Here is a 24,871-nt window from a genome sequence, read left to right as displayed (position 1 = left end):
GCCCCTATCTCCCCAGCAGGTTGCCGGTATCGGCGTCCAGCGTGGGGCGCCCGTGGGCATGCAGGCACAGGATTATGGCAAGCCCCACCGCCGTTTCCACGGCGGCAAGGGCAAGGACCAGCACGAACATCACCTGTCCCGTCGCATCATGCCAGCGCGCCCCCGCACCCACGAATACGAGCGCTGCTGCATTGAGCATGATATCCAGCGACATCAGCATGAACATCATGTTGCGCCGGACCAGAACGCCCGCAAGCCCGACCGAAAACAGGGCCGTGGCCAGCAGCAGGGTATCGCTGAAGGAAAAGGCGGGCATGTCAGCGCCCCCCCGACCGGTTGCGCCCGATGCGAAAGGCCGCGACCAGACCGGCCAGCAGCAGGAACGACACCAGTTCGACCATCAGTACGTAACGGCCAAACAGGCTTGATCCGACATCATGGGCCGTAATGGGGGCAGGGGATATTGCGGGGCTGTGAAATGACCTGATGCAATAAAGCAGTTCCGCACACACGATGGTGGCCAGAATTCCCGGCCCGCACCATGCGCGCGGGCGCAGCCATTCCTTTTCACGCGCACTGTCAGGCTGGCCCAGATTGAGCATCATGATGACGAAGACGAACAGTACCATGATCGCACCGGCATAGATGATGATCTCCAGCATAGCGGCGAATGATGCACCCAGCATGACAAGTACGGCCGCCAGCGCCAGCAGCGTCACCACCAGGTACAGCACCGCATGCACGATCACCCGCCGGGTAATGACCATGATGGCCCCCACGATGGTCACACTGGCGACGAAAAGGGCCGGGGCAGGCATGATGGTTACGGCAGCAGGGAATGAAGATCGACCGGCGGGCGTTCACGTTCGGACGCGCCACGCGCCTTGCCGGGAATGGGAATGCCGGTGACATGGTAGAAACTGTAATCGGGATATTTCCCGGTCCCGCTTATCAGCAGGTCTTCCTTTTCATAAACGAGGTTGGGCCGCGCATATTCGCCCATTTCAAAATCGGGCGTAAGCTGTATGGCGTAGGTGGGGCAGGCTTCCTCGCAAAATCCGCAGAAAATGCAACGCGAGAAATTGATCCGGAAATATTCCGGGTACCACCGGCCGTCGGCCTCGGTTTTCTGCAGGCTTATGCAGTCCACCGGGCAGGCGACGGCGCACAGGTTGCACGCGACACACCGTTCCGCCCCGTCGGGATCGCGCGACAGGATGATCCGCCCGCGATAACGCGGTGGCAGGTAGGGGGGCTGTTCGGGATACTGCACGGTCGCGCGCCGGTGGAAGGCATGCAGCGCCGTCAGGAACAGGGTGCGCAGGGTACCAAGCATGGGAAATGCCTTTGCATCAGGCGTGTCATCAAGACGCGCGCAGCATGAGGATGGTTCCGGTCGCCATGACATTGAACAGCGAAAGCGGCAGCAGGATTTTCCAGCCCAGCGCCATCAACTGGTCATAACGCGGGCGGGGCAGGCCTGCGCGCAGCAGGATGAAAAATACAACCATGCTTCCCGTCTTGAGGACGAACCATACAGCCGGCGGCAGCAGCGGCCCGCGCCAGCCACCAAGGTAGAGCGTGGTGACAAGGCTTGAGACCAGAACGATCCCGGCATATTCGGCAATGAAGAACATGCCGAACTTCATGCCCGAATATTCGGTATGGAACCCGGCCCCCAGTTCGTTCTCCCCCTCCGGCAGGTCGAAGGGCAGGCGGTGTGTCTCCGCAATGCCAGCCAGCATGAACACGCCAAAGCCGAGGCATTGCGGGATGATGAACCATACCCCCGCCTGCGCCGCCACGATATCATGCAGGCTGAACGACCCGGCCATCATGACCACGCCCAGCAGGGAAAGCCCCATGAAGACTTCGTAGCTGATCATCTGCGCCGCTGCCCGCATGCCACCCAGCAGCGCGTATTTGCTGTTGGATGACCATCCGGCCAGCACCACCGCATAGACCCCAAGCCCCATCATGCCGAGGACGAACAGCAGCCCGACATTCATGTCCCCCGCAATGCCCATGCCCATCGTGACGGGGATGACGGCAAAGGACAGCAGCACCGTCATCATCCCGATGGCAGGCGCAAGGATGAATATGCCCCGGTCGGCAAATGGGGGGATCCAGTCCTGCTTGAACAGGATCTTGGTCCCGTCCGCCACGGCCTGGAACATGCCGCCCGGCCCAACCCGATTGGGGCCATGCCGGTCCTGCCATAATCCCAGCAGCCGCCGTTCGACCCATGTCAGCATGGTGGCAAGGCCAAGGATGACAAGGGGTGTCAGGATGATGGCAAGAAGTGCCGGATATGTCATGGCCGTTCCCCTTCATCCGGTATGCCCTCCAGCAGGGCCATGCGGGGAAAACGGAACGCGCGCGCGACCATGTGCGCCGGGCACAGGGCAATGCCCGCAGGCAGGCCGGGTACGGGTTCCACGGGCATAACATGCGGCCCGTCATCCAGATGCAGCCTCATGCGGGCCGATGTCACCCTGCCGGCGGGCAGCCCCAGCGCTGGTGCGGCTGCGCGCGCCATGACGGGGGGCGAGAGCATGCTCAGTTCCTCACTGCCGAACAGGCGTGTATCGGGCAGGACCAGAACGGCATCCGCCTGCGCGGCATAGGGGAGGGGAATGTCCGTGGCGTAAGCGTAGGGAGGCGGGCTTGTATCACCACCTCCGGCGCGGGGAAGCAGCCGGATCCCGGCCTCCCCCCCACGCAGCGCGCCACCAATTTCGTGCTGAAAACGGTTGAGCGCCTGAACCGAGTTCCATGGCGACACCTGATAGCCTGAAACCAGTGCGGCGGGCATGTCCGGCCCATAGGCCCCTTCCATGGAACTGCTGAACGGGGTGTCCGGGCTGCTGGGCGGTGGCTGGTCGCGCACGCTGATGAAGGAACGGATGACGGTCCGTCCGCTGGCGCGGTAGGTCTGGCTGCGCAGTTTCTGTCCCCCCATGCGGTAATCCGCCCCCGGGGCCGCCCGTGCCACGAGGGCAAGGTGGGGAAATGCCCGTGCAAGTGCGGCAAGGACATCATCCAGATCCCGCCAGTAGGCCAGGTCCGTCATGTGCGGCATGGACGGGTCAAGCCCGTGGGCCAGTGCCTGTATCCAGCGCCAGCCGGACTGTATGGGGGCGGGGGGAAAGACCACCTGGAAAAAACGTTGCGCCCGGCCTTCCTGACTGACCAGCGTGCCGCTGCATTCACTGAATGTACTGGCAGGCAGGACAAGGCTGGCCTGCCGGCATAGCGGCGTTGCCGTATGGTCGATCACGACAATATCGGGAACCGCCGCCACCAGTTCGGCCACGTCCGCCGGGGAGAGCTGGCGGGTCAGGTCATTTTCCGCGATGACCAGGGTGGAAATCCCGCCCGTGCGTGCCCGTTCCATCACCGCTTCCAGCGACAGCCCCCCCATCATGGCCAGCCCCATGCTGTTGCAGTCCGGCAGCACCAGCGACAGGCCCGCGTCGCGCGTGGCGCGTGCAAGGGCCGCGGCAATACTGGCGGCGGCCTGCATCAATGCGGGGGAGCCGTACTGCATGCCCGATACGACCAGCGGCTTTCCGGCTGTCACAAGCGCATGCGCGATACGTGCGGCAAGCAGCGCATCCTGTGGTGCCAGATCTGTTACGGGCGGGGCGGCAGGGTCAATTTCGTGGGCGATGGCAAAACCCAGCCGGGCGATGTCATCCGGGGCGGCACGCAGGGTCTCCGCCGCCACGCCGTCCAGATCGGTTGGCGCTGGCGTCAGCACATACAGGGCGGACGGGCATTGCGCGGCCAGCGTGCGCACCGCCGCATCCATCCAGCGGGGCACCCTGGCAGCGTCCGCCGTATGGAAGGAGGCCTGCCGCACCGACTGCCGCAGCGCAAGGCCAAGCCGGGGGGCGGTGGCGCACACGTCCTCGCCCAGAACCAGCACGGCATCGGCACTTTCCATTTCATGCAGCGTGGGAAGCACGCCGGGATGCCGGGTGAGCAGGGCATGGGCCAGTGTCGCGCAATCCTGTTCCTGTTGCGTCTGGCCGGTGGAAAAATGGCGTGGCCCCACCAGCGCATGCAGGCTGAAACAGGTCTCCAGCGCCGCGCGGGGGGAGGCGATGCCCACGATCCGGCCATCCGCCGCCATGCGGGCAAAGGCCGTCAGGGCGTCTGTCATGGAAACGGGCACCTGCTGCCCGTCAACGGTGCGCAGGGGCGTGCGGATGCGTGTCGGCGCGTTGACAAAACCATGCCCGAACCGCCCCCGGTCACACAGCATGTAGCGGTTGACGTCCGCATTATAGCGGTTGAGCACACGGCGGAGGGTTTCCTCGCGCGCGTTGACAATGGTGTTGCAGCCCACCGCGCAATGGACACAGATCGACGGCGCGCCACGCAGGTCCCATTTACGGGTGTAGGTGGCGGAAAAGGGTTTGTCGGTAAAGACCCCGGTCGGGCAGATTTCCACCAGGTTGCCGCTGAAGGCATTTTGCAGCGTGCCATCTTCGGCACGGCCAAAATATACATTGTCATGCGCGGCAAAGGCCGCCAGATCGTCCCCGCCCGCATAGTCACGATAGAAGCGCACGCAGCGGTAGCAGGCGATGCAGCGGTTCATTTCATGTTTTACAAACGGCCCGAGATCCTGATTGCGATGGGTCCGTTTGGTAAAGCGGTAGCGGCGGGTATTGTGCCCGGTCATGACCGTCATGTCCTGCAGGTGGCATTCGCCGCCTTCCTCGCACACGGGGCAGTCATGGGGATGGTTGACCATCATCCATTCGATGATGCTGGCGCGGAAGTCACGCGCTTCCGGGTCATCGATGGAGAGGATGGTCTTGTCGCTGACGGGTGTCATGCAGGCCATCACGATACGGCCCTTTGTGTCCTCCGGCCCGCTGAACTGCCTGATGGCGCACTGGCGGCACGCCCCCACGGAGCCGAGTTCGGGATGCCAGCAGAAATAGGGCAGGTTGGCCCCGGCCTCCAGACAGGCCTGCAGCAGGTTGATGCCGGTACGGGTCGGGCAGTCCCGGCCATCAATGCGGATGGTGGTCATGGTCATGCCCCCGATTGCTGCGGGCAGCGGTGCTGGCGGATGTGGGCGGCAAAATCGGCGGCGAACAGTTTCAGCCCACTGGAAAGCGGCGCCATCGCCCCCGGCGCATGGGCGCAGAAGGTCCGGCCCGGGGCACCCAGCATGAGGGCGTGGCGGTCCAGTTGGTCCATGTCCTCCTCCTGCCCCGTCCCGTCCTCGATTGCGTCCAGCAGGCGTTCCACCCATGGCAGCCCATCGCGGCATGGCGTGCACCACCCGCAGGATTCCTGTGCAAAGAAATGTTCGAGGTTGCGGATCATGCCGATGGGGCAGGTCCGGTCATCCAGAATGATGGCCATGCCGGTGCCAAGCCTGCTGCCCGCCTTTTCCACCGATCCGTAATCCATGGCGACATCAAGCGCCGCAGCATCAAGAAAGGCGGTGGACGCCCCGCCGGGCAGCAGGGCGCGCAGGCGGTAGCCGGGACGCATGCCGCCCGCGTGCTCCTCGATGATCTGGCGCAGCGGCGTACCGATGGGCAGTTCCCATGCGCCCGGCTTTGCCACCCGGCCGCTGACGCCATAGATCTTGGTGCCCCCATCCTCCCCCAGTCCGAGGCCCGCGAACCATTCTGGCCCGTTGGCGATGATGTGCGGCAGGTTGCACAATGTCTCGACATTGTTCACGACACTTGGCGCGCCCCACAGGCCGCCGGTCTGGGGAAAGGGCGGCTTGCTGCGCGGGGTGGCGCGGCGGCCTTCCAGCGCGGTCAGGAGTGCGGTTTCCTCCCCACAGATGTAGCGTCCGGCGCTGGAATGAACATGGATGTCAAAACCGAAGCCGGAACCAAGGATATTCCCGCCCAGCCATCCCTGTTGCCGGGCCTCCCCGATCGCGCGGTGCAGGCGCTCGCAGGCGAGGCTGTATTCCCCGCGCAGGAAGATGATTCCATGCCCTGCCTGCACGGCATAACCCGCAAGGATCATGCCCTCGATCAGTTGCAGGGGATTGCCCTCCAGCAGCCAGCGGTCCTTGAAGGTGCCCGGTTCCATCTCATCGGCATTGGCGATCAGGTATTTGCGGCGCTCTGTCGCGGGTTCCTTTGGCACGAAGCCCCATTTCTGCCCGGTCCCGAAGCCTGCGCCCCCGCGTCCACGCAGTTTGGAGCGTGTCACCATGTCGATGACCTCGGCCGGGGTCAGGCGGCCCAGTGCCCTGCGCGTGGCCTGCCAGCCACCATTACGTTCATATGCCGCACAGTCCGGTGGACCTGCGGCCGGGTCGATCATTGCGGTCAGGGGCCGTTCGGGAGCGGACGTCATGGCGCGTGCCTCAGCGTGTCGATCAGTTGGTCGAGCGTTGCGCTCGTCACATCCCCGTGCAGGGCGTTGTCCACCAGCATGGCCGGGGCATGGTCACAGTGCCCGATACAGACCGTGGGCAGCAGCGTGATGGCATTGTCCGCCGTGGTCTCACCGGGTCGGATGCCCAGTGTCCGGCACAGATGGGCGCACAGGGGTTCGCGCCCCATGATCCAGCATGAAACGCTGTCACACAGCATGATGACATGCCGCCCGACCGGCCGGCGGAACAGCAGGTTGAAATAGGTGGCGATCCCATCCAGGTCATCGGCCGACATGCCCAGCAGGCCGGCCACCTCACACAGGTGCGCGGTGCTGATCCAGCCAAAGCGGGCCTGCACCAGACGCAGCGCCGCGACACTTGCGCCACGCGGGTGCAGTTCCTGCGCCGCGAGGGCAAGGATTTCTGCCCGCAGGGGCGCGGGCAGGGGCGTTTCAGCGGTCGACATCGGCCATGACGAAATCAATGCTGCCCAGAATCGCGATCAGGTCCGCGATCATGATCCCGCGACTGAGCAGCGGGATCATCTGCAGGTGGGCAAAGGACGGCGTGCGGATGCGGGTGCGGTAGGACGTGGTCCCGCCATCGCTGATGAGCGTATAGGTGTTCACGCCTTTCGTGGCTTCGATGCTGGCGCGTGCTTCCCCCGGTGGAATGACCGGCCCCCAGCTTACGCTAAGGAAGTGGTGGATCAGGGTTTCGATGTCATGCATCGTCCGCGCCTTCGGCGGCGGGGTGGTCAGCGGGTGATCGGCCTTGACCGGGCCTGCGGGCATGTTGTCCACACACTGGCGGATGATGCGCAGGCTCTGGCGTATTTCCTCCACATGCACTGCAATCCGGTCATGGCAGTCGCCATGGGTGCCGGTGGGAATGTCGAATTCAAGCTGGTCGTAACAGGCATAGGGCGCATGCCTGCGGTAATCCCACGCCAGGCCAGTGGCGCGCAGTCCCGGCCCGGTGATACCCCATTCAACGGCCTCCGCCGTGGTATAGGCACCGACCCCCTTCGTCCGTGCGCGAAAGATGGGGTTGCGCATGACCATCGCATCATATTCATCCAGCCGTTTGGGCAGGTCGTGCAGAAAGGCGCGGACCAGTCCATCCCACCCGTCGGGCAGGTCCATGGCCACGCCGCCGATGCGGAACCATGCCGGGTGCATGCGAAAGCCGCATATCGCCTCGATGATGCCGAACACGCGTTCGCGGTCGGTAAACATGTAAAACACCGGTGAAAGCTGCCCCACATCCTGCGCCATGGTGCCATAGAAGACGAGGTGGCTGGCGATGCGGAAAAGTTCCGCCAGCATGACGCGGATCATCTGCGCACGTGGCGGCACGGTAATCCCGGCCAGTGTCTCGACCGCCATCACGTAGGGAAAATTGTTCATCACCCCGCCGAGGTAGTCCACACGGTCGGTATAGGGGATGTAGCTGTGCCAGGACTGGCGTTCACCCATCTTTTCCGCGCCACGGTGGTGAAAGCCGATATCGGGCATGGCATCGACAATCCGCTCCCCTTCGAGTTGCAGCACGATGCGGAACACCCCATGCACGCTGGGATGGTTGGGGCCGAGGTTGAGGAACATGAAGTCGCTGTGGTCGCTGTGCCGCCGCATGCCCCATGCGGACGGGTCAAAGTGCAGGGCGTCCTGTTCCCGTGCTTCGTCTTCCTCCGTCAGGCTGTAGGGCGGCATTTCGGTGGCGCGGGCATGATGGTCCCTGCGCAGCGGGTGTCCGGTCCAGGTGGGCGGGGTCAGGATGCGGCGCAGGTCGGGATGATTGTGGAAATGAATGCCAAACAGGTCCCACACCTCGCGTTCATACCAGTTGGCGTTGGGCCACAGGTCACAGATGCTGGGAAGGGCGGGGGCGGTTGCGCCAAGGGGAACCTTGATGCGTACCTCATCCGCGCGGGTGGTCAGCGAGATCAGGTGATAGACGAGTGTGAACGCGGACGGGGGCTGTCCGTCGCGGCGGGTGCGATCGCGTTCATCTATGGCGGTCAGGTCCAGCAGCATGAGGGATGCGGCAGACGGGCTCTTCAGCGCGGTCAGGACGGGGCGCAGGTCGGCGGCCGTGATCCACAGGGTGCAGACCCCATCGCATGCAGGCTGTGTGGCCAGTAACCCGTTGGGCAGACAGCCCTGAATTTGTGCCACAAGCCCCTGTTCGCGCGCGGGAGAAAGGAGTGTGGTCATGGCGTCAGATCCCGTCGGGCGCGCGCAGGTCGCGCATGCCCTGCCGCCCGGTGCGCTTTTCATCACGCAGGCTGGGCGGTGTGACGGCCTGCGCACCCTGCGGTCCCACCAGCCAGCTTAGCGGCCTGCGGCGTGCGCCGATGGATTTCTGCAACAGCAGAAGCCCCTCCAGCAGTGCCTCGGGACGGGGCGGGCAGCCGGGCACGTACACATCCACCGGCAGGAAGCTGTCCACGCCCTGCACGACGCTGTAGATGTCATACATGCCACCGGAATTGGCGCACGACCCCATGGAGATTACCCAGCGGGGTTCCAGCATCTGGTTGTACAGATGCTGGATGACCGGGGCCATCTTGACGAACACGGTGCCGGAAATGACGATCAGGTCGGCCTCACGCGGCGTAGCGCGCAGGACTTCGGAGCCAAAGCGGGCAATGTCGAACCTGCTGGTGAACGCTGTCGCCATTTCCACGTAACAGCATGACAGGCCGAAATTCAGCGGCCAGATGGAGTTTTTCTGCCCCCATGCCACGAAATCCTGCAACCGGCCCATGACAAGGTTGCGGCGGACAGTTTCACTGAAGCTGGGCGCAGGCCGTGCACGGTCGGCAGCATTACGGGGGGAGGAAAGGGACCAGCGCATCATGCATGATCCTCCTGCGTGACCGTTGCCTGACGCAGGCGGTCCCGTGGTCCCCAGTCCAGTGCCCCGGCACGCCACAGATAGGCAAGGGAGACCCCCAGAAACAAAGTAAAGACGATGGCCGCGGCATAACCGATCCATCCCGTTTCGGTTACAACGGTTGCCCATGTCAGCAGAATAGCCGTTTCGACATCAAAGATGACAAAGAACATGGCCACCAGGTAATACTGTATCGGTAGCCGCAGATGCGCCGATCCCGTGGGTATGATCCCGGATTCAAAGGGCAGGGACATGGAACGGCCCATGCTTGTGCCGCGTCGCCGGGTGCCGGTGATGAAGGACAGTCCCAGCATGCTGGCCAGCAACATTCCTATGACCACAGCATATAAGGATATTGACCATAGGTTGGAAATTTTTTCCATGGCTGGCGATTCCGTTTCTTTTCGTTTTATTTTGAACGGAGGTAATCTGTGTAATGCCGTGCGTATTGACAGGCGATAACCGGCCAGATGCGTCATGAGGGGGCGTGTGGTCTTCCCCTGCATATTCCGGCCGGATGCATGGGAGGCCGGAATACGCTACCAGTCGCTTATACGCGCCTGTAAAGGGGAAGTTGCGACCTGATCATGCAAGTTTTTTAGTTGGGAGGGGATCTGTTACGAGATGCCGTCCTGTCCGGAAGGGCCGTGTTTTTGTGCCGGATGAATGAGAACTGAAAATATCCGACAGAAACGGGATGATTGTAAATCCTGCCTCTTATGGTTTCGCTGCTGTCCTGCGGATGCATCGGGGCGTGGGTAATTTAACAATATCAAGGATGATGGTTTAGATCTGTGCTGTCGTGGCAGGGTTTTTGTCTGATATGTTCTGTATCCCTGTTTGATACAGATCGGTACAGACATGCTGCATGGATGAAAGAACCCAGTTCAATTCCGCCATTCGGTCGTCCCGTGGTGGTGTGCCATGGACAGGCAATTACCGTGATCTTTCGGCCTTGGTCCGCAGGTTGTGCACCCTTGCCGAATGCGGGCGCATTACCCTGGCCGGCCACTGGGCGGCGCTCCGGCGCGATGGCGATCTTGCATTGCTGGCTTGGCTGCGGCCTGACCCTGAGGACGTGGATGAGTTTGATCGTGCACAACTGGCGACCGTACTGCAGGCATGCCGCGCGGCCGCATCGCTTTCTGCGGCAGGATGACGGCTGTTTGCCATATCACGCCAGACAAAGGCCAGCTAGAACGACGCGGGCCGTCTGCGCAAATACCTTGCCTGCTTTGTCCTCAATAGGATCAGACTGCTTTACGATATGGATATGATTCTGAAGGATTGGAGGATAATTGATACCAGTCCCGGACAGATGAAGGTTCTGCGGCTAAAGCTGTCATGGTATTGTTTCCGCCAGTTGCCTCTTTGACTATTTTTTGCGAAAGCAATTCCCCAATCTGTCCTGAACTTCCTTGTATGGAAAGGTTATTTTTCCGTTTTCTTCTCCTGTATCTATAAAGCCATTCCTGTTTGGCATCTTGACGGAAGATATTGTTTTTTCATTGAGGGGAAAATCCTGTGGAATGATATTGTTTATGTAAAGAAGGTATGAAACGACAGAATACAAATCATCTGCATTCAGGGATTGTGGAGCATTTAGAGGCATGGCACGTCTGACGTAATCAAGAACACTCTCAGGGGAGGGCCAGAAACTTCCAACTGTCCGTAGAGGTGTCTTCGTGGCAAGACTTCCTATCCCACCACGTAGAGCAGGATATATGTCCATAAATCCATCTCCGGACGCCCCGTGACAGGCCGCGCATTTTTCAAGATAAATATTTTTTCCTATCAACGGGGTTCCATTTCCTTGGGGAAGGGGACCGTTTCGTGAAATATCTATATTCCATGGTGAAATGCTATCTTCCGATATTGGTTCTCCCGGGCATGGAGACGCCAGGCAGGGTCTGGTGAGGAATAAAATAAAAAGTAAAAATGTAATAATATTATATAAAAACATTTGTGATATCACCCGTTTCGGAAACAAGCCACGACTGGATGCCATTATTGTGGTAGTAAAGATTGTCGCCGTAACGTGCATGAAGAATCTGCCGGGTTTCCTGAAAATTTCCTGCCTCATCATAAGCTTTGCTCTGCAGAATGGCTTTCTGCCCGTTCCAGACCCAGGGAAGCGTAAAACGTGTCAGGCATTTATCCAGTATCAATCCGTCAAGACGGGCCGCGATCCACGTTTTGCCTCCATCCGTCGATACATACACTTTGGTGATCTTTCCGTGTCCACTCCACGCGAGGCCATTAATTTCCTGCAATCCGGGAGAGGTCAGTTTCATTCCCCCGGAGGGACGAACAATGACGGATTTGACACCCATCGTGAAACTGAATTGACGTGCTTTCCCATCGGGCATCAGGTCGGTATATTTGGACGTTTCTTCGCGTGTATAGAACGGATACTGGCCCAGTTTCAGACGCCTGAGCCATTTTATATTCATGTTCCCTTCATAGCCGGGACAGATCAGCCGCAATGGATATCCCTGCTCTGGCCGAAGAGCTTCGCCATTTTGCGCGTATGCGACAATGACATCATCTAGCGCTTTCTTGAGCGGAATGCTTCGCGACATTGCTGCTCCGTCTGCGCCTTCTGCCAGAACCCAGCGTGCGTCGGCCTCCATGCCCGTTTCACCAAGAATGTAAGACAAAGGAACACCAGTCCATTCAGAGCACGATAACAATCCATGCGTGCTTTGCACGTCTGCCCTTGTTGCCTTTGTCCATTCGGTTCCTGTATTCCCGGAACATTCAATGAAACAGATACGTGAAACCGATGGGAGTCGATGCAGATCATCCAGTGAAAATCGCATTGGCTGGCTTACAAGGCCATGAACAACAAGAGAATGTTGTGCAGGGTCAATGTCAGGAACACCGGCATGATGACGCTCAAAATGAAGGCCGCCGGGTGTTATGATACCACGTAGAGATGCCAGGGGCGTCAGGGTTGAGCCCTGACCGCCACGCATTTTTGTCCATGTTCGTCTGACAACATCTTTTTCAAAAGATGATGGAGCACCATATGCTTTTTTCAGGATGGGTGCGCCGGGTTCCCTTGTCCATGATGGGATGTCCAGTTCAGCTGCTTCGGATTTTTTGCTTTTTTGTGACAGTGTCGCCAACAGGGCTGTTCCTGTCAGCATTTTCCTGCGATTGAGCGTCATTTTTGTGCCTTGTTTCCGCAGTTCATTGCAAAAATCTGGATAATACGAGAAGTTAGAAACCCATATGTACCGTAGCCCCGAAGTAACGCGGCCCCTGTTGTGTCAGGTCCACTGATTCCGGCGCACTGGAACTTCCTGGGCTGTATCCTGTCCATGGACGCGCATCGAGCAGGTTTTTCGCCCATAATGTTACACTGAAATGCTGGTCTGCCGTACGTAGACCGATACCTGCGTTCAGGATGGAATAAGAGCGTTGAAAAAACTGCCGGGCCGCAAGCGGATCTGTCAAACGACTTCTGCTCCACCATGCCTCATTCACATAGCCGAAGGCCGTAAATGACCGCTGCAACCAGGCCGCACGGTTCTGCTGGGATTTGATCAGGCCGCTGAAGATGGGACCGACAGGATGTTCGTAATTTGCTCCGACATTGAAGGTAAAACTCGGGATGCCGGGAAGGCTTCGGCCCGATTCATCAACAGTCGATGGCCCGCCTGAATAGGCATCGCTGGTCGGCGGCGGGGCAGCATTATATTTGACATACTTGACCTGTTGCCAGGCACCACTGGCATGAATGTTGAGGCCAGGAATGAAGTCTGGACTGAAGCTTTCGGAAAGTTCGACACCATAAAGCCGGGCATGCGGGGCGTTCCCCATGTAACTTACGTTGGCAAGATCTCCGTTGGACAGGTGATAATTATAAACCTGGTTTGTCTGATAATTATACAGATCGTTCCAGTAGAAATTTGCGTTCGAGACAAGTTGCCCGTTGAAGGACATGGTCTTCACGCCGCCCTCGTAATCCCATGATGTGGTCGGTTTGGAGAAGAAAGGAGACCATGCGTAAAATGAATATTGTTTCGTTGTGGAGTTGTAGACGTTAATGGGATTTGCATTGCCATTGGCGGAAACGGTCTTGTCACCGTGACCGACAAGCAGATAGACCATGGTATTTTCGTTGATCTGGTACTTTGGGTTTATGATTGCTGTAACACCATCATGGTCGTTACGTTGCACCCCGGTACGGGCATCGCCCCCGCCGCCTGCCGCCAGAAGGGCCTGAAGCTGCTGTTCGTAGGAATAGGAAGTGCCGCGTACGTAGCCGACTTCAAACTTGTTATTGAATTTCTGAATGTCATAACTGTCACGTACACCAAGGGTCAGTGAAAATTGCTTGTTAAAATGGATAACGGTCTGGGCAAAGGCGGCAGCCTGAATATTTGTGTTGTAGTTCTTTTCCCATTGTGTCAGCCCGGTGACGGCAGCAGGTTGCGAATACCATGCCGCGGCATCGCGTCCGAATGAAATATGATGCATACGGTTCCACGCTGAATTGTCTACTCCATACAGTCCGACAGTCCATGCGATCCTATCGTTCTGGGGCGAAGAAAATTTGAGTTCCTCTGATCCCTGGACACCATAATCGTCCATTTCCCCGCCGGTGCCGATCCAGACGTTCTGGTTATCTGTCGTGCCACTGTTCACACCGGAAAAAAGGCCGACAGCACTGATTGATGTGAGTGTATTTCGTCCGATATGATAATTGAGTTCGTTTGACGCTGTATATACGTTGCTCTGTTCCTTGCCCGGATCCGCAAGGGCGGGACGATACGGGTTATATGTCAGCACGGATGTATGAAGGCGGGATAATAAGGTTGCAGCATAACTGCCCGCATATTGTCCGTTTCCGTAAACCAGTACGGAGTCCCCAATCGGGGCAGTTGCGCCGCCGGTTCCGGCGGATTCACCATACTGGGTATATTCACTTGACCCATTGTAGGAAAATATAAATCGATCAGTGTAATTTTCACCAACCCCAAGCAACTGCGCACGCACGCCGCCACGATTGATGTTTTGATAACGCTTTCCATTTAGTATGTCATGAACCCAGCCATCGGCATTATCGTAATATCCCGTAATACGATACGCCAGATGCCCGCCTGCAATAGATCCGGTACTGTCAAGCTTCTCATTGGTATGGCCATAATTGCCAACGGTCTGTTCATATTGGGTGCTACGCTTGAAAGAGGGCAATGCCGTCATGATGGAAATTATGCCGACGTCGGAGTTATGGCCGCCTGCGGTGCCCCCGGGGCCATAGCCAATTTCAAAGGAACTGATGTTGCTCCAGTCGCCAGCCTGATAATCAGGCTGCAACCAGGCAACATTATCGACGACGAAGGCCGTTTCCGACTGATACCCGATGCCTGCCGATCCAGACATGGGCTGTCCAAGGCCACGAATTGACATGCGTGAATAATGTGGTGTTGTCGTGTTGGGGCGAAATCCAGGAACTTTGTAAGAATAATCATTCAAAGTCGTAAATTGCTCTGTTTGCGCCTCTTTGCCGGTTACAACGTCACCAAAGCGTGATGTCTTCATCATGACGTCGTGCATTTTCCGGTCTCCCGCACTCATGGATGCGGTGACGACAATATCCTCCGGTGCGCTGCTTGAATTTTCCTGTTTCGAATCTTTCTTGTTATCCCCGTGAGCATGATGACCTGCCGCAGTCTTTTTTCCTGCCATATGGGAATGGTCGTGGTGGCTTTCTGGCGTCGTTTCATGCGTGTCAGGGGACATCTGCATTTCCTTGCCATAGGCTTTGCCTGAATAACCAAAGCTGAACCCTAATGGCAGGGTTATCAATGCCATGGGTAATGACTGCCTGAGTGCAGGCAGGTGCAAATTCCAGTCAAGTCTGATCAACATGCCCAAACTGCTCCTGCATGTGGCGCACGACCTGCCTCCGACGCATATTCACTGGCGAACGAAGGCGAAATCAGCAACAATTAATGACGAACGAAAAAGTGCAATAAACTTAAAAACGAATTATATGTTGAATATAGAAAACAACAAGAAGAAAGTTAAACAATAATATAACTATATTTAATAGTTATATGGAGCGTTGGAAAACCGGCACTGAAAGACGACTGGCGATCGGATCGAAAAATATGGTGCGCATGACCGCAAGGGCGGACAGTCCGCGGCTGCACTGCATGACTTCAGTTTTCTGAATGCCTTGAGCATTCAGAACCTGCTGGCGTCCGAACTCTACGGGTGACATTACCGCGTCCCTGACGTGCCTGCAGTTCAGGGGGCAACCTGTCCGGTTTTGGACTGACAGGTGGCGAAATGTCCGATTATTCCGGCATCGCTCCCCCGATGTAACTGCCGGTCGTCACTCCCGCTATTTACGATGCGTGGGGGGGGCGCGATAAGGGCGCTCCGGCTTTTCCTCTCTCCTTCGTTATCTGGGGCCCCATGATCCGTCTCGACAGTATCAGCAAGCATAACGGCCATCGCGTGATCTTTATCGACGCTTCGGCGGCACTGCGGCAGGGGGAGAAAATCGGGCTGGTCGGCCCCAATGGGGCCGGCAAGACAACACTGTTCCGCTTGATCACGGGGCAGGAGGAACCCGACGAGGGACAGGTCCTGATCGAGCGCGGCATCACCGTGGGTTTCTTCAACCAGGATGTGGGGGAGATGGCGGGCCGCAGTGCGGTTGCCGAGGTGATGGACGGTGCCGGACCCGTGGCCGTGATCGGGGCCGAACTGTCCGAACTGGAAGCGGCTATGGCGGACCCGGAGCGCTTTGACGAACAGGACACCATTCTCGAACGGTTCGGCGAAGTGCAAAGCCGTTTCGAGGAATTGGGCGGCTATGCGCTGGAAGGGCGCGCACGTGAAGTCCTGCATGGGCTGGGTTTCAGCCAGGAGATGATGGATGGCGATGTCGGCCGCCTGTCTGGTGGATGGAAAATGCGCGTGGCGCTGGCGCGCATCCTGCTGATGAAACCGGACGTGATGCTGCTGGATGAACCGAGCAACCATCTCGACCTCGAAAGCCTTATCTGGCTGGAGCAGTTCCTGGCTGGCTATGACGGCGCCCTGCTGATGACCTCGCACGACCGGGCTTTCATGAACCGGATCATCAACAAGGTGATCGAAATTGACGGCGGCGTATTGTCAAGCTTTTCCGGTGATTACGAATTCTATGAACAGCAGCGCGCCCTGAACGAAAAGCAGCAGCAGGCACAGTTTGACCGTCAGCAGGCCATGCTGGCCAAGGAAGTCGCCTTCATCGAGCGTTTCAAGGCTCGGGCTTCCCATGCCGCACAGGTGCAGAGCAGGGTCAAGAAACTGGACAAGATCGATCGTATCGAGCCCCCGAAACGTCACCAGACCCTTTCCTTCACCTTCCCGCCAGCCCCCCGCTCGGGCGATGCGGTCGTCAACCTGCGCGGTGTGGACAAGGCCTATGGCAGCAGGGTCATCTATCATGACCTCGACCTGCTGATTCGCCGTCAGGAGCGCTGCTGCGTGCTCGGCATCAACGGGGCCGGCAAATCAACCCTGCTGAAACTTGTCACCGGCACGACCGAACCGGACGCTGGAACGGTTACACTCGGCGGTAGCGTCAGGATGGGGTATTTCGCGCAGCATGCCATGGACCTGCTGGACGGCGATCTTACAATTTTCGAAACCCTGAACACTGCTTTCCCACTGGCTCCCCAGGGGGCGCTCCGGTCATTGGCAGGCAGCTTTGGCTTCTCCGGCGATGACATCGACAAACTGTGCCGTGTCCTGTCCGGCGGTGAAAAGGCCCGCCTGGTCCTGGCCCTGATGCTGTTCGATCCGCCGAACTTCCTGGTGCTTGATGAGCCTACCAACCATCTCGATATCGCCACCAAGGAAATGCTGATCACGGCTCTGGCCGATTATGACGGCACGATGCTTTTTGTCTCCCATGACCGTCATTTTCTGGCCGCGCTTTCCAACCGCGTTCTGGAACTCACGCCAGAAGGACTCCATCGCTACGACGGTGGCTACACGGAATATGTCGCCCGCACCGGCCGCGAAGCACCGGGCCTGCATGCATGAGGCTGCAGGCTGTGTCAGGACGGCGTGGGGGCGATACGTCCGTGGATGTTGCGGCAGCGATGGCGCTGGCACCATGCCATGTTCGGACAGGACCGGTGAAGTCGGATTTTTATGATACGCATGGCCATGGCGCGATGTGGTCTGGATAACCCGCGCCCGACCCATTAGAAACAGTGGGGATCAGGATCTACGGAGTAAGGCCATTGCTACAGAAACTTCAGGAAATCAATCATGACCGTACGCCTCTGGCGAATGCGGGGGTGTGCTTCTGCGTGATCGCCATGCTCGGCCTGGGCAACCTTTTTTGCCGGTTCGTACTGCATACCGACATGTCTTACCTGATGCCCTGGCTTCTGGCTGGCGTGGTGTCCTATTTCTTTTTGCCGTCCCTTATCCTGTGGATTGCAAGGGGGAAATCGTCCTGAAAATCGTTCGCCGGTCATTGCCCGGCGGATCTACATGGCGATTTTTTCCCCCTGTTCCTGATCTGTCGGGGAGGGGACTGGACGGGGACTGCTGACCTGTGCCGATATGGCGTCGTGGGGGACAGAGATGGAACCAATGCCGCCTACCTCCTTGCTCAACGATTCAGGTACCCGTGTCAGTTTGACCGAGCCTGCCCCGTCTATGGAAATGACGGCATGGCCGGTCGGGCCTGAGCGGACCGACCCGGCGCCAGTGACGGAGACATTCAGGTCCTTCATCTCCATGGCCGCAAGGTCAACGGAACCCGCACCGGCGACCGACAGTGTGACATTGTCGGCCTGTCCATTTCCCTTGACGCTGGTGGCGCCATTGATCGCCAGCGTGAGGGTGGGTTGGTGGTAATCACGTAAATAGAGTGATCCAAAACCGTTAAGTTTCAAAGTATTGAGTTCTGGTGACGTGACAGTAACGGTCATCCTGTCATTGCGCCATCCAATATCATGGGGTTTATTCCCCTGCATATCCAGACTATCCCCATTTAGCGCGACGGCACGCACCAGACGCTCCGATCCCGTGACGGTGATGCTACTTTGCGGGGCTTGCTGATAGATCACGCGCGCGGGCAGGTTGATCGAAAGCATATGCCCACCCGGCCACGGCAGGACGCGGGTTTCGGCAGGGGAGGAGATGGCGTCACCTGTCCCGTCAAACATGGAGAATGGAAATCCCAGCGGGGCACGGGACGATGCGATACCGAAACATGTCAGTGACAGGGCGGCCCCGCCCAGCGCAATCATTGTAATACCGCGGATCATGACTGTAATTCCTTACACTCAGGCAGGAAAAGAGGGGGCTATCAGGCGATAGTGCGCGCGACCATAGCGGACGAGGAGATTGACCATCCCGACGGTAAAAAGGACACATAACGCCATGAGGGACGCGCCGCCACTTGCCAGTCCAAGGCTGACCAGCAGGCCCTGAAGCCAGTCGCCGCCGAAATCCGGGGCAAGGTGGACAACAGCCAGCGGCAGGAGAAGGCTGCCGATCAGGCAGATGGTAATCCCGGTAACAAAAAAGGCCAGGTCCAGCGCCGCCAGTGTCGTCAGCACCGGAAGCACGACAAGAAAGTCCACGGCCGCCAGACCGAATACTCCCACGACCGCGCCCAGCGCATTCGTCAGGTTCCGTTCATCCTCCCACCGGCGCAACCCCGTTTCGGCCCGCAATTCGCGGGCCAGACGCACAGGATCACCCAGGGCGGCGGCAATATCGCTGTCGGATCGGCCGGCGGCATGCCCTTCACCGAAATGCGTTTCATATTCAGAAACGATATCATCAATCACATGCCGCGGCAGCCCTCTGAGGCCAGCGCGCAATTGGTCAAGGAACATCTGTCTGCTGTTCATGGCTATGTGTTCCCGGTGTTTTTCTGCACGGTGAGCGAGGGGGACCTGTGCATGTCGGCAGGTTCCGCAGGTGAAGAAGATGGTTCAGTCGCACTGTCGGATGTGGGGGGAACGCCAAGGATGGCGGACACCGCCCGGGTAAAGGTCGTCCATGCCCTGCGCTGTGCATGCAGGCTTTCACGTCCTTTTTCCGTCAGGGTATAATATTTTCGCGGTGGACCAGACGAAGATTCAACAAAATATGTCGAAACAAGCCCATCTTTCTGCATTCGCCGCATGAGGGGATAGATGGTGCCCTCGCCCATTTCTATGGCATCGGACAATCGGCTGGCGATGTCATAGCCGTAGGAATCAGCCTGCGACAACAGGGCCAGTACGCATGGTTCCAGCACGCCCTTCTTGAATTGAACAAGGTTGGGTTCCACAGCCTTTCCAGTTTTCAGACCGTTCGCGCATCTTTTCAGGGACGTTCGACCATAGGCCATAAGAATGCATAGACAGTTACCTTATAGTAACCAGAACCATTCATTGCAAGGTACCTGTTTTGAAATTTCTGTTTCGTGTCCGGTGCGGGTGGCGAAGTGGCGGAAGGCCCATGGAAGGCCGGGTTGACAAGACCGCCCCATCCGATCAGAACCGTCCCGACGGTGTCCCCTTTCGGGGGGATGAAAAGGGAATGGAGTGCGGATTGCGATCCAATGCTCCTGCTGTCCCCGCAACTGTAAACGGTCTGGCCTTGCATTACCGGATGTTACCATCCGGGCCACTGGAAACCGCGGTTTTCCGGGAAGGTTGTGCAGGCCCCCACGCCGTGAGCCAGGAGACCTGCCGTCATGATGGTTGCGACCGGGAACTGTCGGGCGGGGTGTCCTGACGGTGTGGTGTTACGGGATCCCGTGCGGATCGGACGGCCTGTGGCAACGCGCTCTCGTGGCAACGATGATGTGACCGCGAGACCTGGACCCGATGAGTTTTTTCCGTAATCTGCTGATTGCCTCGACCATATTGATGACAGCGGGGGCTGCCATGGCGCATGCCGATACGGCCGCCGGGCAGGATACGCCACAAAAACAGGCCGTCAGGCAGTATGTCATCCGGAATGGAAAATCGAAGGCGGTTGTCTTGCCGGGAGCTGATGGCCTGCCCGACCAGATCAGCGTGAGTGCCGCGCGCAGGCCGACATCGGCCGATGATATCGGCACCAGCATGACCATCATCACCGAAAAGCAGATCCAGACCCAGCAACGGCGCAGCCTGACGGATATCCTAACACGCCAGCCCGGCCTGAACGTGGTGCAGACGGGCGGGGCGGGTGGTGTCTCCTTCATCTACATGCGTGGCAATAATCCCAACGAGGTCAAGGTCCGCCTTGATGGCATGGACATCAATGACGGCAGTTCCTCAACTGGTGCATTCGATGCCGGTCAGTTCGTGACCGATGGCATGGGACGGATCGAGATCCTGCGTGGTCCGCAAAGCGGCCTGTATGGCGCGGACGCCATGGCGGGGGTCATCGACGTCACCACGGCGCAGGGGCAGGGGCGTTTCAGGCCGTTTGTCCGTATCGAGGGCGGTGGTTACGGAACCTTCAACCAGACCCTTGGCGTACGTGGCGGCCAGGGGCGCTTTCATTACAATGTTGAATTGTCCCATTACCGGATGGAGGGATTCAATAATATCCCATCCTATATCGAACGGTATTATGGCGCCGATCATCAGCAGCGGCACGAAGGCAACCGCAATGACAACCGGAGCGCCAATATCAGGCTGGGCTATGACGTGACCCGCAATCTTGACCTTGGCCTGACGGCGCGCCTGGTGCAGGGCAACAATCATTCCTATTCATTGTATGACCTGCAGAGTGAAAATCTGTACGGTGATAAAGGTGTGCGGGAACAGACCAACCAGAATGAGGCCATCGTCCGCGGGACGGCGCATCTGGTGTCCTTCCACGGGCTTTTCGATCAGGTGCTGGGCCTTGGTTACATGACCAACCGCAACCGCTGGACGGAGACGGGGACAAGTTATGGCAGTCCGGTCAACCCCGACCCGGATTATTACCGCTCCAGCAGACTGAAGGTGGACTGGCACGGCACGTTCGATTTCAAACGGTATGGTCAGGTGCTGATCGGTGCCGAACATTTCCATGATACGTTCAACACCAGCCATACGGCCGCCGACATGTGGGATAGCGGATATGATACATCCGCCAGCATGGATACGACCGCAGGTTACGGGCAGTATCAGGGAAACTGGAAGCACATCCTCTATGGTGCGGCCAATATCCGCTATGACGCCAATTCACGCTACGGCAACCATGTGACATGGCGTGTCGCGCCCGCAATCCATGTGCCCGGCAGCGGAACCATCATCAAGGCCAGCGCCGGTTCAGGCTTTCATGGCCCCTCCCTGTACCAGCTTTTCGTCAATCAGGTGGGCGTCGGGTATTCGGAAAAAGGCAATCCCGACCTGAAGGCCGAGCAGTTGATCGGCTATGACGCGGGGGTGGAACAGAAACTGCTGCATGACCGCCTGAATTTTGGTGCGACATGGTATGACAACAGGGTCCGGAACCTGATCCAGTCCTCCCTGTCGATAGATTCTTCGTATGATTACAATTATTCCTACGCCAATGTCGCAAAGGCACGGATGTACGGGGTGGAGGCCTTTCTGGACTGGAAGGCACTCAGTAGCCTTGAGTTCAACCTGAGCTATACCTGGACCCATACCCGGGACGAGGCGACCCATGACGAACTCCAGCGTCGCCCACAGCACAAATTCAATTTCAACACGACATGGACCCCCATCCGCGACCTGACATTTTCAGGGAACATCCTGTATACGAGCAGTTGGCGTGACCTGCCGGTCATCGGCAGCGAGTCCTGCAGCACATGCGGCAGGGGGCATGGATATTTTACCATCGACGTGGCCGCCAATTATAAAATCAACCGCTATGTTTCCGTCTATGCCCGGGCGGACAACCTGCTGAACCGCCAGTTTGAGGAGCCAATCGGCTACCTGCAACCCGGTCGCGCCGGTTATGGCGGGTTTACGCTGAATTACTGACATGAAAGGCATGGTGGAAGCAGTTGTGGCCGGTTTCCTGGCCTGTGTCCCATTGACGCAGGCATGGGCGCTGCCGCGCGTGGCCTCGCTGAACCTCTGCACCGATCAGTTGCTGCTGCTGCTGGCCGAACCGGGGCAGATCGTGGGGGTCACGCCACTGGCCCGGGACTGCTGGAACGCGGTATTGTGCGAACAGGCGCAGCATGTTCCGGTCCTGCGGCCCACGGCGGAAAATATCGTGGCGTCCCATCCCGATGTCGTGCTGGGCGGCGTCTATACGGCGGCTGTTGCGATGCAGGCGGGACGGGATGGGGGCGCGCAGGTGATCGCATTGCCGCCCGCCAGGTCCCTGACGGATATTCCGGCCCAGATCATGACGGTCGCCAATGCCATCGGCGTGCCTGAACGGGGGCGGCAACTGGCCACGGCCTTTGCCACGCGCCTGGCCTCCCTTCCGGTCGGGCGCAGTCCCACCGATCCCACGGCGGCGGTCTATGCCGCCAATGGGTTTGTCACCCATGCCGGATCGCTTTCGGATGATGTCCTTGCCCATGCGGGATTTCGCAATTACGCAACGCTCATGGACCATCAGGCCTCTTCACGGTTTTCCATGGAACTGCTGATCGCACGGCCGCCCGACCTGCTGATCCTTGACCGTTCGGGGAAGGGGACGTCCCTTGCCCAGTCCATGCTGGACCATCCGGCGTTGGAGGAAGCCTTTGCAGGCCCCCATCATCTGGACGTGCCCGCGCGGCTATGGCTGTGTGGCCTGCCGCAGACACTCGACAGTGTCGTCATGCTGCGTACCGCGCGCCACAACCTTGAAATGTCCGCCCCGTGAAATCAGCCCCTAAAATCCTGCTGCTGAATGTCGTGCTCCTGACTGGTGTTATGGGACTGTTTGGCGCGTCGCTCATGTGGGGGGAAACCCGCATCATGTTTTCGCATGCGCTGGCGGACATTCTGGCGGGACGGCATGGCGCCGGGGCGATTATCGTGGGGCAACTGCGCCTGCCGCGCACCCTGCTGGCCATCATGGTGGGCGGGACGCTGGGCCTGTCGGGCGCCGTGTTGCAGGGATATCTGCGCAATCCGCTGGCCGATCCCGGCATTCTGGGTGTATCGGGTGGGGCCGCACTCGGGGCGGTCAGCGTGTTCTATACCGGCCTCATGCAGGTTTCCATCGCGGCCCTGCCGCTGGGGGGGCTGACGGGCGCGCTGTGTGCGGCCGCCGTGCTGATGGGACTGGTGGGACGCGGCGGCACGCTGGTGCTGCTGCTGGCGGGGGCGGCGCTCAGCAGTTTTGCGGCGGCCCTGACTGCGCTGGTGCTGAACCTTGTGCCCAGTCCCTATGCGTCATTCGAGATCATGCACTGGCTCATGGGGTCGCTGACGGACCGGACCTTCACCCATGTCTGGATCTGCCTGCCGGGTGTGGTGTGCGGCACGCTGCTTATGCTGTCCGCGGGGCGCGCGCTGGATGCGCTGACACTGGGGGAGGACGTGGCGGAGAGCCTTGGTTTCCGGCTGCATGGCCTGCGGGGCATCCAGACGCGGATCGTGCTGGGGGCGGCGCTGGCCGTGGGATCCTGCGTGGCGGTTTCGGGGGCGATCGGTTTTGTGGGGCTGGTGGTGCCGCACCTGCTGCGGCCGCTGACGGGATATCAGCCGTCACGTCTGCTTGTGCCGTCCTTCCTGGGGGGCAGCCTGCTGCTGCTGCTGGCGGACATGGTGGTGCGTCTGGTGACGGTCGGACCTGAACTGCAACTGGGCGTGCTGACGGCGCTGGTGGGGGCGCCGGTTTTCTTCGCCCGGGTCATCATGCTGAAAAGAGCCGCATCATGATCCTGCTGCAGGCACGTGATGTCTCGCTCCGGCGTGGGGATCGGGCTGTCGTCTCGGCCGCGTCCCTGACCCTTGCGAAGGGACGGGTCATTGGCCTGATCGGGCCGAATGGCGCAGGCAAAAGCACCTTCATGCGCCTGCTGGCGGGGCTGGAGCCCCCCGATTGCGGGGATATCCGGCTCTTGGATCGCGGCATGGGTCAGGTCCCCCCGGCGCTGCGCGCCCGGCAGCTTGCCTTCATCGCGCAGGATGGGGGGACACCACCGCCCATGCCGGTGCGCGCGCTGGTGGCACTCGGGCGTCTGCCGCATGGGCAGGTCAATGACCATGCCGCCCGTCACCCGGCGGTGGACCATGCCCTTGGGGTCACCGGCCTGCTGAACCTGCACACCCGCCCGGCCAGTCACCTGTCAGGGGGGGAACGGGCGCGCATGCACCTGGCGCGTGCGCTGGCGACCGACACGCCGGTCATACTGGCCGATGAGCCGATCGCGGCACTCGACCCGGCGCATGCCCTGTCCATGATGCAGCTTTTCCGCCAGCAGACGGGGCAGGGGAAGGGGATCGTCATCGTGCTGCATGATCTGGTGCTTGCGACCCGCTTCTGTGATGAACTGGTTCTGATGGATGATGGTGCCGTCATCCGTCATGGCCCAGCCATGCAGGTGCTGGATGATGATATCATGCGCACGGTTTATGGGGTCACGGTCCGGCGGGTCGAAAATGCGGTGCTGCCATGGACCCTGTGTCGCTAGCGTGTGCAGCATGTCGCGTCATTCCGCCTCCTGACATCCTG

The 24,871-nt window shown here is 59.3% G+C and carries 23 protein-coding genes and 1 riboswitch; of the genes, 7 read left to right on the top strand and 16 right to left on the bottom strand.

Features of this window, described 5'->3' with window-relative positions; genetic code table 11:
• Window positions 1-4: 4 nt before the first annotated feature.
• The 10 genes from nuoK to HNH97_RS01070 are packed head-to-tail and all read right to left on the bottom strand — an operon-like array spanning window position 5 to window position 9,657.
• The gene (nuoK, locus tag HNH97_RS01115; protein ID WP_171789548.1) at window positions 5-316 is read right to left on the bottom strand and encodes an NADH-quinone oxidoreductase subunit NuoK; all 312 of its coding nucleotides are present in this window, start codon (window positions 314-316) and stop codon (window positions 5-7) included.
• 1 nt (window position 317) lies between these two features.
• Complete coding sequence (gene nuoJ, locus HNH97_RS01110) at window positions 318-818, bottom strand: NADH-quinone oxidoreductase subunit J (protein WP_171789547.1); 501 nt, start codon at window positions 816-818, stop codon at window positions 318-320.
• Window positions 819-823: 5 nt separating this feature from the next.
• Window positions 824-1,336 (bottom strand): NADH-quinone oxidoreductase subunit NuoI, encoded by a 513-nt coding sequence (gene nuoI / locus HNH97_RS01105; RefSeq protein WP_171789546.1) that lies wholly within the window; start codon window positions 1,334-1,336, stop codon window positions 824-826.
• Window positions 1,337-1,364: 28 nt separating this feature from the next.
• Complete coding sequence (gene nuoH / locus HNH97_RS01100) at window positions 1,365-2,318, bottom strand: NADH-quinone oxidoreductase subunit NuoH (protein ID WP_171789545.1); 954 nt, start codon at window positions 2,316-2,318, stop codon at window positions 1,365-1,367.
• Window positions 2,315-5,050 (bottom strand): NADH-quinone oxidoreductase subunit NuoG, encoded by a 2,736-nt coding sequence (gene nuoG / locus HNH97_RS01095; RefSeq protein WP_171789633.1) that lies wholly within the window; start codon window positions 5,048-5,050, stop codon window positions 2,315-2,317. The genes nuoH and nuoG overlap by 4 nt, the downstream gene beginning before the upstream one ends.
• A gap of 2 nt (window positions 5,051-5,052) precedes the next feature.
• Entirely contained in the window at window positions 5,053-6,351 is a 1,299-nt protein-coding gene (gene nuoF / locus HNH97_RS01090) for an NADH-quinone oxidoreductase subunit NuoF (protein ID WP_171789544.1), read from the bottom strand.
• The gene (gene nuoE, locus HNH97_RS01085) at window positions 6,348-6,839 is read right to left on the bottom strand and encodes an NADH-quinone oxidoreductase subunit NuoE (protein WP_171789543.1); all 492 of its coding nucleotides are present in this window, start codon (window positions 6,837-6,839) and stop codon (window positions 6,348-6,350) included. Before nuoE ends, nuoF begins: the two co-directional genes overlap by 4 nt.
• Entirely contained in the window at window positions 6,826-8,592 is a 1,767-nt protein-coding gene (nuoC, locus tag HNH97_RS01080; protein WP_171789542.1) for an NADH-quinone oxidoreductase subunit C/D, read from the bottom strand. Before nuoC ends, nuoE begins: the two co-directional genes overlap by 14 nt.
• Window positions 8,593-8,596: 4 nt before the next feature.
• The gene (locus tag HNH97_RS01075; RefSeq protein WP_171789632.1) at window positions 8,597-9,235 is read right to left on the bottom strand and encodes an NADH-quinone oxidoreductase subunit B; all 639 of its coding nucleotides are present in this window, start codon (window positions 9,233-9,235) and stop codon (window positions 8,597-8,599) included.
• Window positions 9,235-9,657, bottom strand: a complete 423-nt coding sequence (locus HNH97_RS01070) for an NADH-quinone oxidoreductase subunit A (protein WP_171789631.1) — start codon at window positions 9,655-9,657, stop codon at window positions 9,235-9,237. Before HNH97_RS01070 ends, HNH97_RS01075 begins: the two co-directional genes overlap by 1 nt.
• Before the next feature lie 485 nt (window positions 9,658-10,142).
• Here HNH97_RS01070 and HNH97_RS01065 point away from each other — a divergent pair, with 485 nt between their 5' ends.
• On the top strand, window positions 10,143-10,433 hold the full coding sequence (locus tag HNH97_RS01065) for a hypothetical protein (protein ID WP_171789541.1): 291 nt from the start codon (window positions 10,143-10,145) through the stop codon (window positions 10,431-10,433).
• Between the two features lie 216 nt (window positions 10,434-10,649).
• On the opposite strand, the gene HNH97_RS01060 is transcribed toward HNH97_RS01065, so the two are convergent.
• Genes HNH97_RS01060 through HNH97_RS01050 form a run of 3 tightly spaced genes read right to left on the bottom strand, consistent with a single transcriptional unit; the run spans window position 10,650 to window position 15,157 of the window.
• Window positions 10,650-11,237 carry a c-type cytochrome gene (locus tag HNH97_RS01060; protein ID WP_171789540.1) on the bottom strand — a complete coding sequence of 196 codons (588 nt, stop codon included), beginning with the start codon at window positions 11,235-11,237 and terminating at the stop codon, window positions 10,650-10,652.
• Entirely contained in the window at window positions 11,224-12,447 is a 1,224-nt protein-coding gene (gene soxC / locus HNH97_RS01055; protein ID WP_171789539.1) for a sulfite dehydrogenase, read from the bottom strand. The genes HNH97_RS01060 and soxC overlap by 14 nt, the downstream gene beginning before the upstream one ends.
• A 52-nt stretch (window positions 12,448-12,499) precedes the next feature.
• Window positions 12,500-15,157: a TonB-dependent receptor gene (locus tag HNH97_RS01050; RefSeq protein WP_244949176.1), complete on the bottom strand. Its 2,658-nt coding sequence runs from the start codon at window positions 15,155-15,157 to the stop codon at window positions 12,500-12,502.
• 552 nt (window positions 15,158-15,709) lie between these two features.
• On the opposite strand from HNH97_RS01050, the gene HNH97_RS01045 reads away from it, so the two are divergent.
• Window positions 15,710-17,332: an ABC-F family ATP-binding cassette domain-containing protein gene (locus HNH97_RS01045; protein ID WP_171789538.1), complete on the top strand. Its 1,623-nt coding sequence runs from the start codon at window positions 15,710-15,712 to the stop codon at window positions 17,330-17,332.
• A 203-nt stretch (window positions 17,333-17,535) separates the two neighbouring features.
• The gene (locus tag HNH97_RS17695; RefSeq protein WP_216657469.1) at window positions 17,536-17,757 is read left to right on the top strand and encodes a hypothetical protein; all 222 of its coding nucleotides are present in this window, start codon (window positions 17,536-17,538) and stop codon (window positions 17,755-17,757) included.
• Between the two features lie 30 nt (window positions 17,758-17,787).
• Here HNH97_RS17695 and HNH97_RS01040 read toward each other — a convergent pair whose 3' ends face one another.
• Genes HNH97_RS01040 through HNH97_RS01030 form a run of 3 tightly spaced genes read right to left on the bottom strand, consistent with a single transcriptional unit; the run spans window position 17,788 to window position 19,649 of the window.
• A complete protein-coding gene (locus HNH97_RS01040) occupies window positions 17,788-18,573 on the bottom strand; it encodes a GIN domain-containing protein (protein WP_171789537.1) in 786 nt (261 codons plus the stop codon).
• Between the two features lie 18 nt (window positions 18,574-18,591).
• Window positions 18,592-19,164 carry a DUF1700 domain-containing protein gene (locus HNH97_RS01035; protein ID WP_171789536.1) on the bottom strand — a complete coding sequence of 191 codons (573 nt, stop codon included), beginning with the start codon at window positions 19,162-19,164 and terminating at the stop codon, window positions 18,592-18,594.
• Window positions 19,165-19,166: 2 nt separating this feature from the next.
• Window positions 19,167-19,649, bottom strand: a complete 483-nt coding sequence (locus HNH97_RS01030) for a PadR family transcriptional regulator (RefSeq protein WP_171789535.1) — start codon at window positions 19,647-19,649, stop codon at window positions 19,167-19,169.
• A 143-nt stretch (window positions 19,650-19,792) separates the two neighbouring features.
• Window positions 19,793-20,011, top strand: a riboswitch (cobalamin riboswitch).
• 119 nt (window positions 20,012-20,130) lie between these two features.
• Here HNH97_RS01030 and HNH97_RS01025 point away from each other — a divergent pair.
• The 4 genes from HNH97_RS01025 to HNH97_RS01010 are packed head-to-tail and all read left to right on the top strand — an operon-like array spanning window position 20,131 to window position 24,830.
• Window positions 20,131-22,230, top strand: coding sequence for a TonB-dependent receptor plug domain-containing protein (locus HNH97_RS01025; protein ID WP_171789534.1), 2,100 nt, complete (start codon window positions 20,131-20,133; stop codon window positions 22,228-22,230).
• Window positions 22,231-22,240: 10 nt separating this feature from the next.
• A complete protein-coding gene (locus HNH97_RS01020; protein WP_407716849.1) occupies window positions 22,241-23,071 on the top strand; it encodes an ABC transporter substrate-binding protein in 831 nt (276 codons plus the stop codon).
• Between the two features lie 50 nt (window positions 23,072-23,121).
• The gene (locus tag HNH97_RS01015) at window positions 23,122-24,075 is read left to right on the top strand and encodes a FecCD family ABC transporter permease (protein WP_216657478.1); all 954 of its coding nucleotides are present in this window, start codon (window positions 23,122-23,124) and stop codon (window positions 24,073-24,075) included.
• Entirely contained in the window at window positions 24,072-24,830 is a 759-nt protein-coding gene (locus tag HNH97_RS01010) for an ABC transporter ATP-binding protein (RefSeq protein ID WP_171789531.1), read from the top strand. The genes HNH97_RS01015 and HNH97_RS01010 overlap by 4 nt, the downstream gene beginning before the upstream one ends.
• Window positions 24,831-24,871: the final 41 nt, after the last annotated feature.

The organism is Gluconacetobacter entanii, from assembly GCF_013155425.1.
In the GTDB taxonomy this organism is placed as follows: Bacteria; Pseudomonadota; Alphaproteobacteria; order Acetobacterales; family Acetobacteraceae; genus Novacetimonas; species Novacetimonas entanii.
The sequence above is the reverse complement of the archived record's forward strand: the minus strand, read 5'-3'. Positions and strand labels throughout refer to the sequence as shown.

What these genes read in the sequence shown, in the direction of transcription:
- nuoK (WP_171789548.1), bottom strand. Translation starts at nt 316, where the DNA reads ATGCCCGCCTTTTCCTTCAGCGATACCCTGCTGCTGGCCACGGCCCTG.
- nuoJ (WP_171789547.1), bottom strand. Translation starts at nt 818, where the DNA reads ATGCCTGCCCCGGCCCTTTTCGTCGCCAGTGTGACCATCGTGGGGGCC.
- nuoI (WP_171789546.1), bottom strand. Translation starts at nt 1,336, where the DNA reads ATGCTTGGTACCCTGCGCACCCTGTTCCTGACGGCGCTGCATGCCTTC.
- nuoH (WP_171789545.1), bottom strand. Translation starts at nt 2,318, where the DNA reads ATGACATATCCGGCACTTCTTGCCATCATCCTGACACCCCTTGTCATC.
- nuoG (WP_171789633.1), bottom strand. Translation starts at nt 5,050, where the DNA reads ATGACCACCATCCGCATTGATGGCCGGGACTGCCCGACCCGTACCGGC.
- nuoF (WP_171789544.1), bottom strand. Translation starts at nt 6,351, where the DNA reads ATGACGTCCGCTCCCGAACGGCCCCTGACCGCAATGATCGACCCGGCC.
- nuoE (WP_171789543.1), bottom strand. Translation starts at nt 6,839, where the DNA reads ATGTCGACCGCTGAAACGCCCCTGCCCGCGCCCCTGCGGGCAGAAATC.
- nuoC (WP_171789542.1), bottom strand. Translation starts at nt 8,592, where the DNA reads ATGACCACACTCCTTTCTCCCGCGCGCGAACAGGGGCTTGTGGCACAA.
- HNH97_RS01075 (WP_171789632.1), bottom strand. Translation starts at nt 9,235, where the DNA reads ATGCGCTGGTCCCTTTCCTCCCCCCGTAATGCTGCCGACCGTGCACGG.
- HNH97_RS01070 (WP_171789631.1), bottom strand. Translation starts at nt 9,657, where the DNA reads ATGGAAAAAATTTCCAACCTATGGTCAATATCCTTATATGCTGTGGTC.
- HNH97_RS01065 (WP_171789541.1), top strand. Translation starts at nt 10,143, where the DNA reads ATGGATGAAAGAACCCAGTTCAATTCCGCCATTCGGTCGTCCCGTGGT.
- HNH97_RS01060 (WP_171789540.1), bottom strand. Translation starts at nt 11,237, where the DNA reads ATGTTTTTATATAATATTATTACATTTTTACTTTTTATTTTATTCCTC.
- soxC (WP_171789539.1), bottom strand. Translation starts at nt 12,447, where the DNA reads ATGACGCTCAATCGCAGGAAAATGCTGACAGGAACAGCCCTGTTGGCG.
- HNH97_RS01050 (WP_244949176.1), bottom strand. Translation starts at nt 15,157, where the DNA reads ATGTTGATCAGACTTGACTGGAATTTGCACCTGCCTGCACTCAGGCAG.
- HNH97_RS01045 (WP_171789538.1), top strand. Translation starts at nt 15,710, where the DNA reads ATGATCCGTCTCGACAGTATCAGCAAGCATAACGGCCATCGCGTGATC.
- HNH97_RS01040 (WP_171789537.1), bottom strand. Translation starts at nt 18,573, where the DNA reads ATGATCCGCGGTATTACAATGATTGCGCTGGGCGGGGCCGCCCTGTCA.
- HNH97_RS01035 (WP_171789536.1), bottom strand. Translation starts at nt 19,164, where the DNA reads ATGAACAGCAGACAGATGTTCCTTGACCAATTGCGCGCTGGCCTCAGA.
- HNH97_RS01030 (WP_171789535.1), bottom strand. Translation starts at nt 19,649, where the DNA reads ATGGCCTATGGTCGAACGTCCCTGAAAAGATGCGCGAACGGTCTGAAA.
- HNH97_RS01025 (WP_171789534.1), top strand. Translation starts at nt 20,131, where the DNA reads ATGAGTTTTTTCCGTAATCTGCTGATTGCCTCGACCATATTGATGACA.
- HNH97_RS01020 (WP_407716849.1), top strand. Translation starts at nt 22,241, where the DNA reads ATGGTGGAAGCAGTTGTGGCCGGTTTCCTGGCCTGTGTCCCATTGACG.
- HNH97_RS01015 (WP_216657478.1), top strand. Translation starts at nt 23,122, where the DNA reads ATGGGACTGTTTGGCGCGTCGCTCATGTGGGGGGAAACCCGCATCATG.
- HNH97_RS01010 (WP_171789531.1), top strand. Translation starts at nt 24,072, where the DNA reads ATGATCCTGCTGCAGGCACGTGATGTCTCGCTCCGGCGTGGGGATCGG.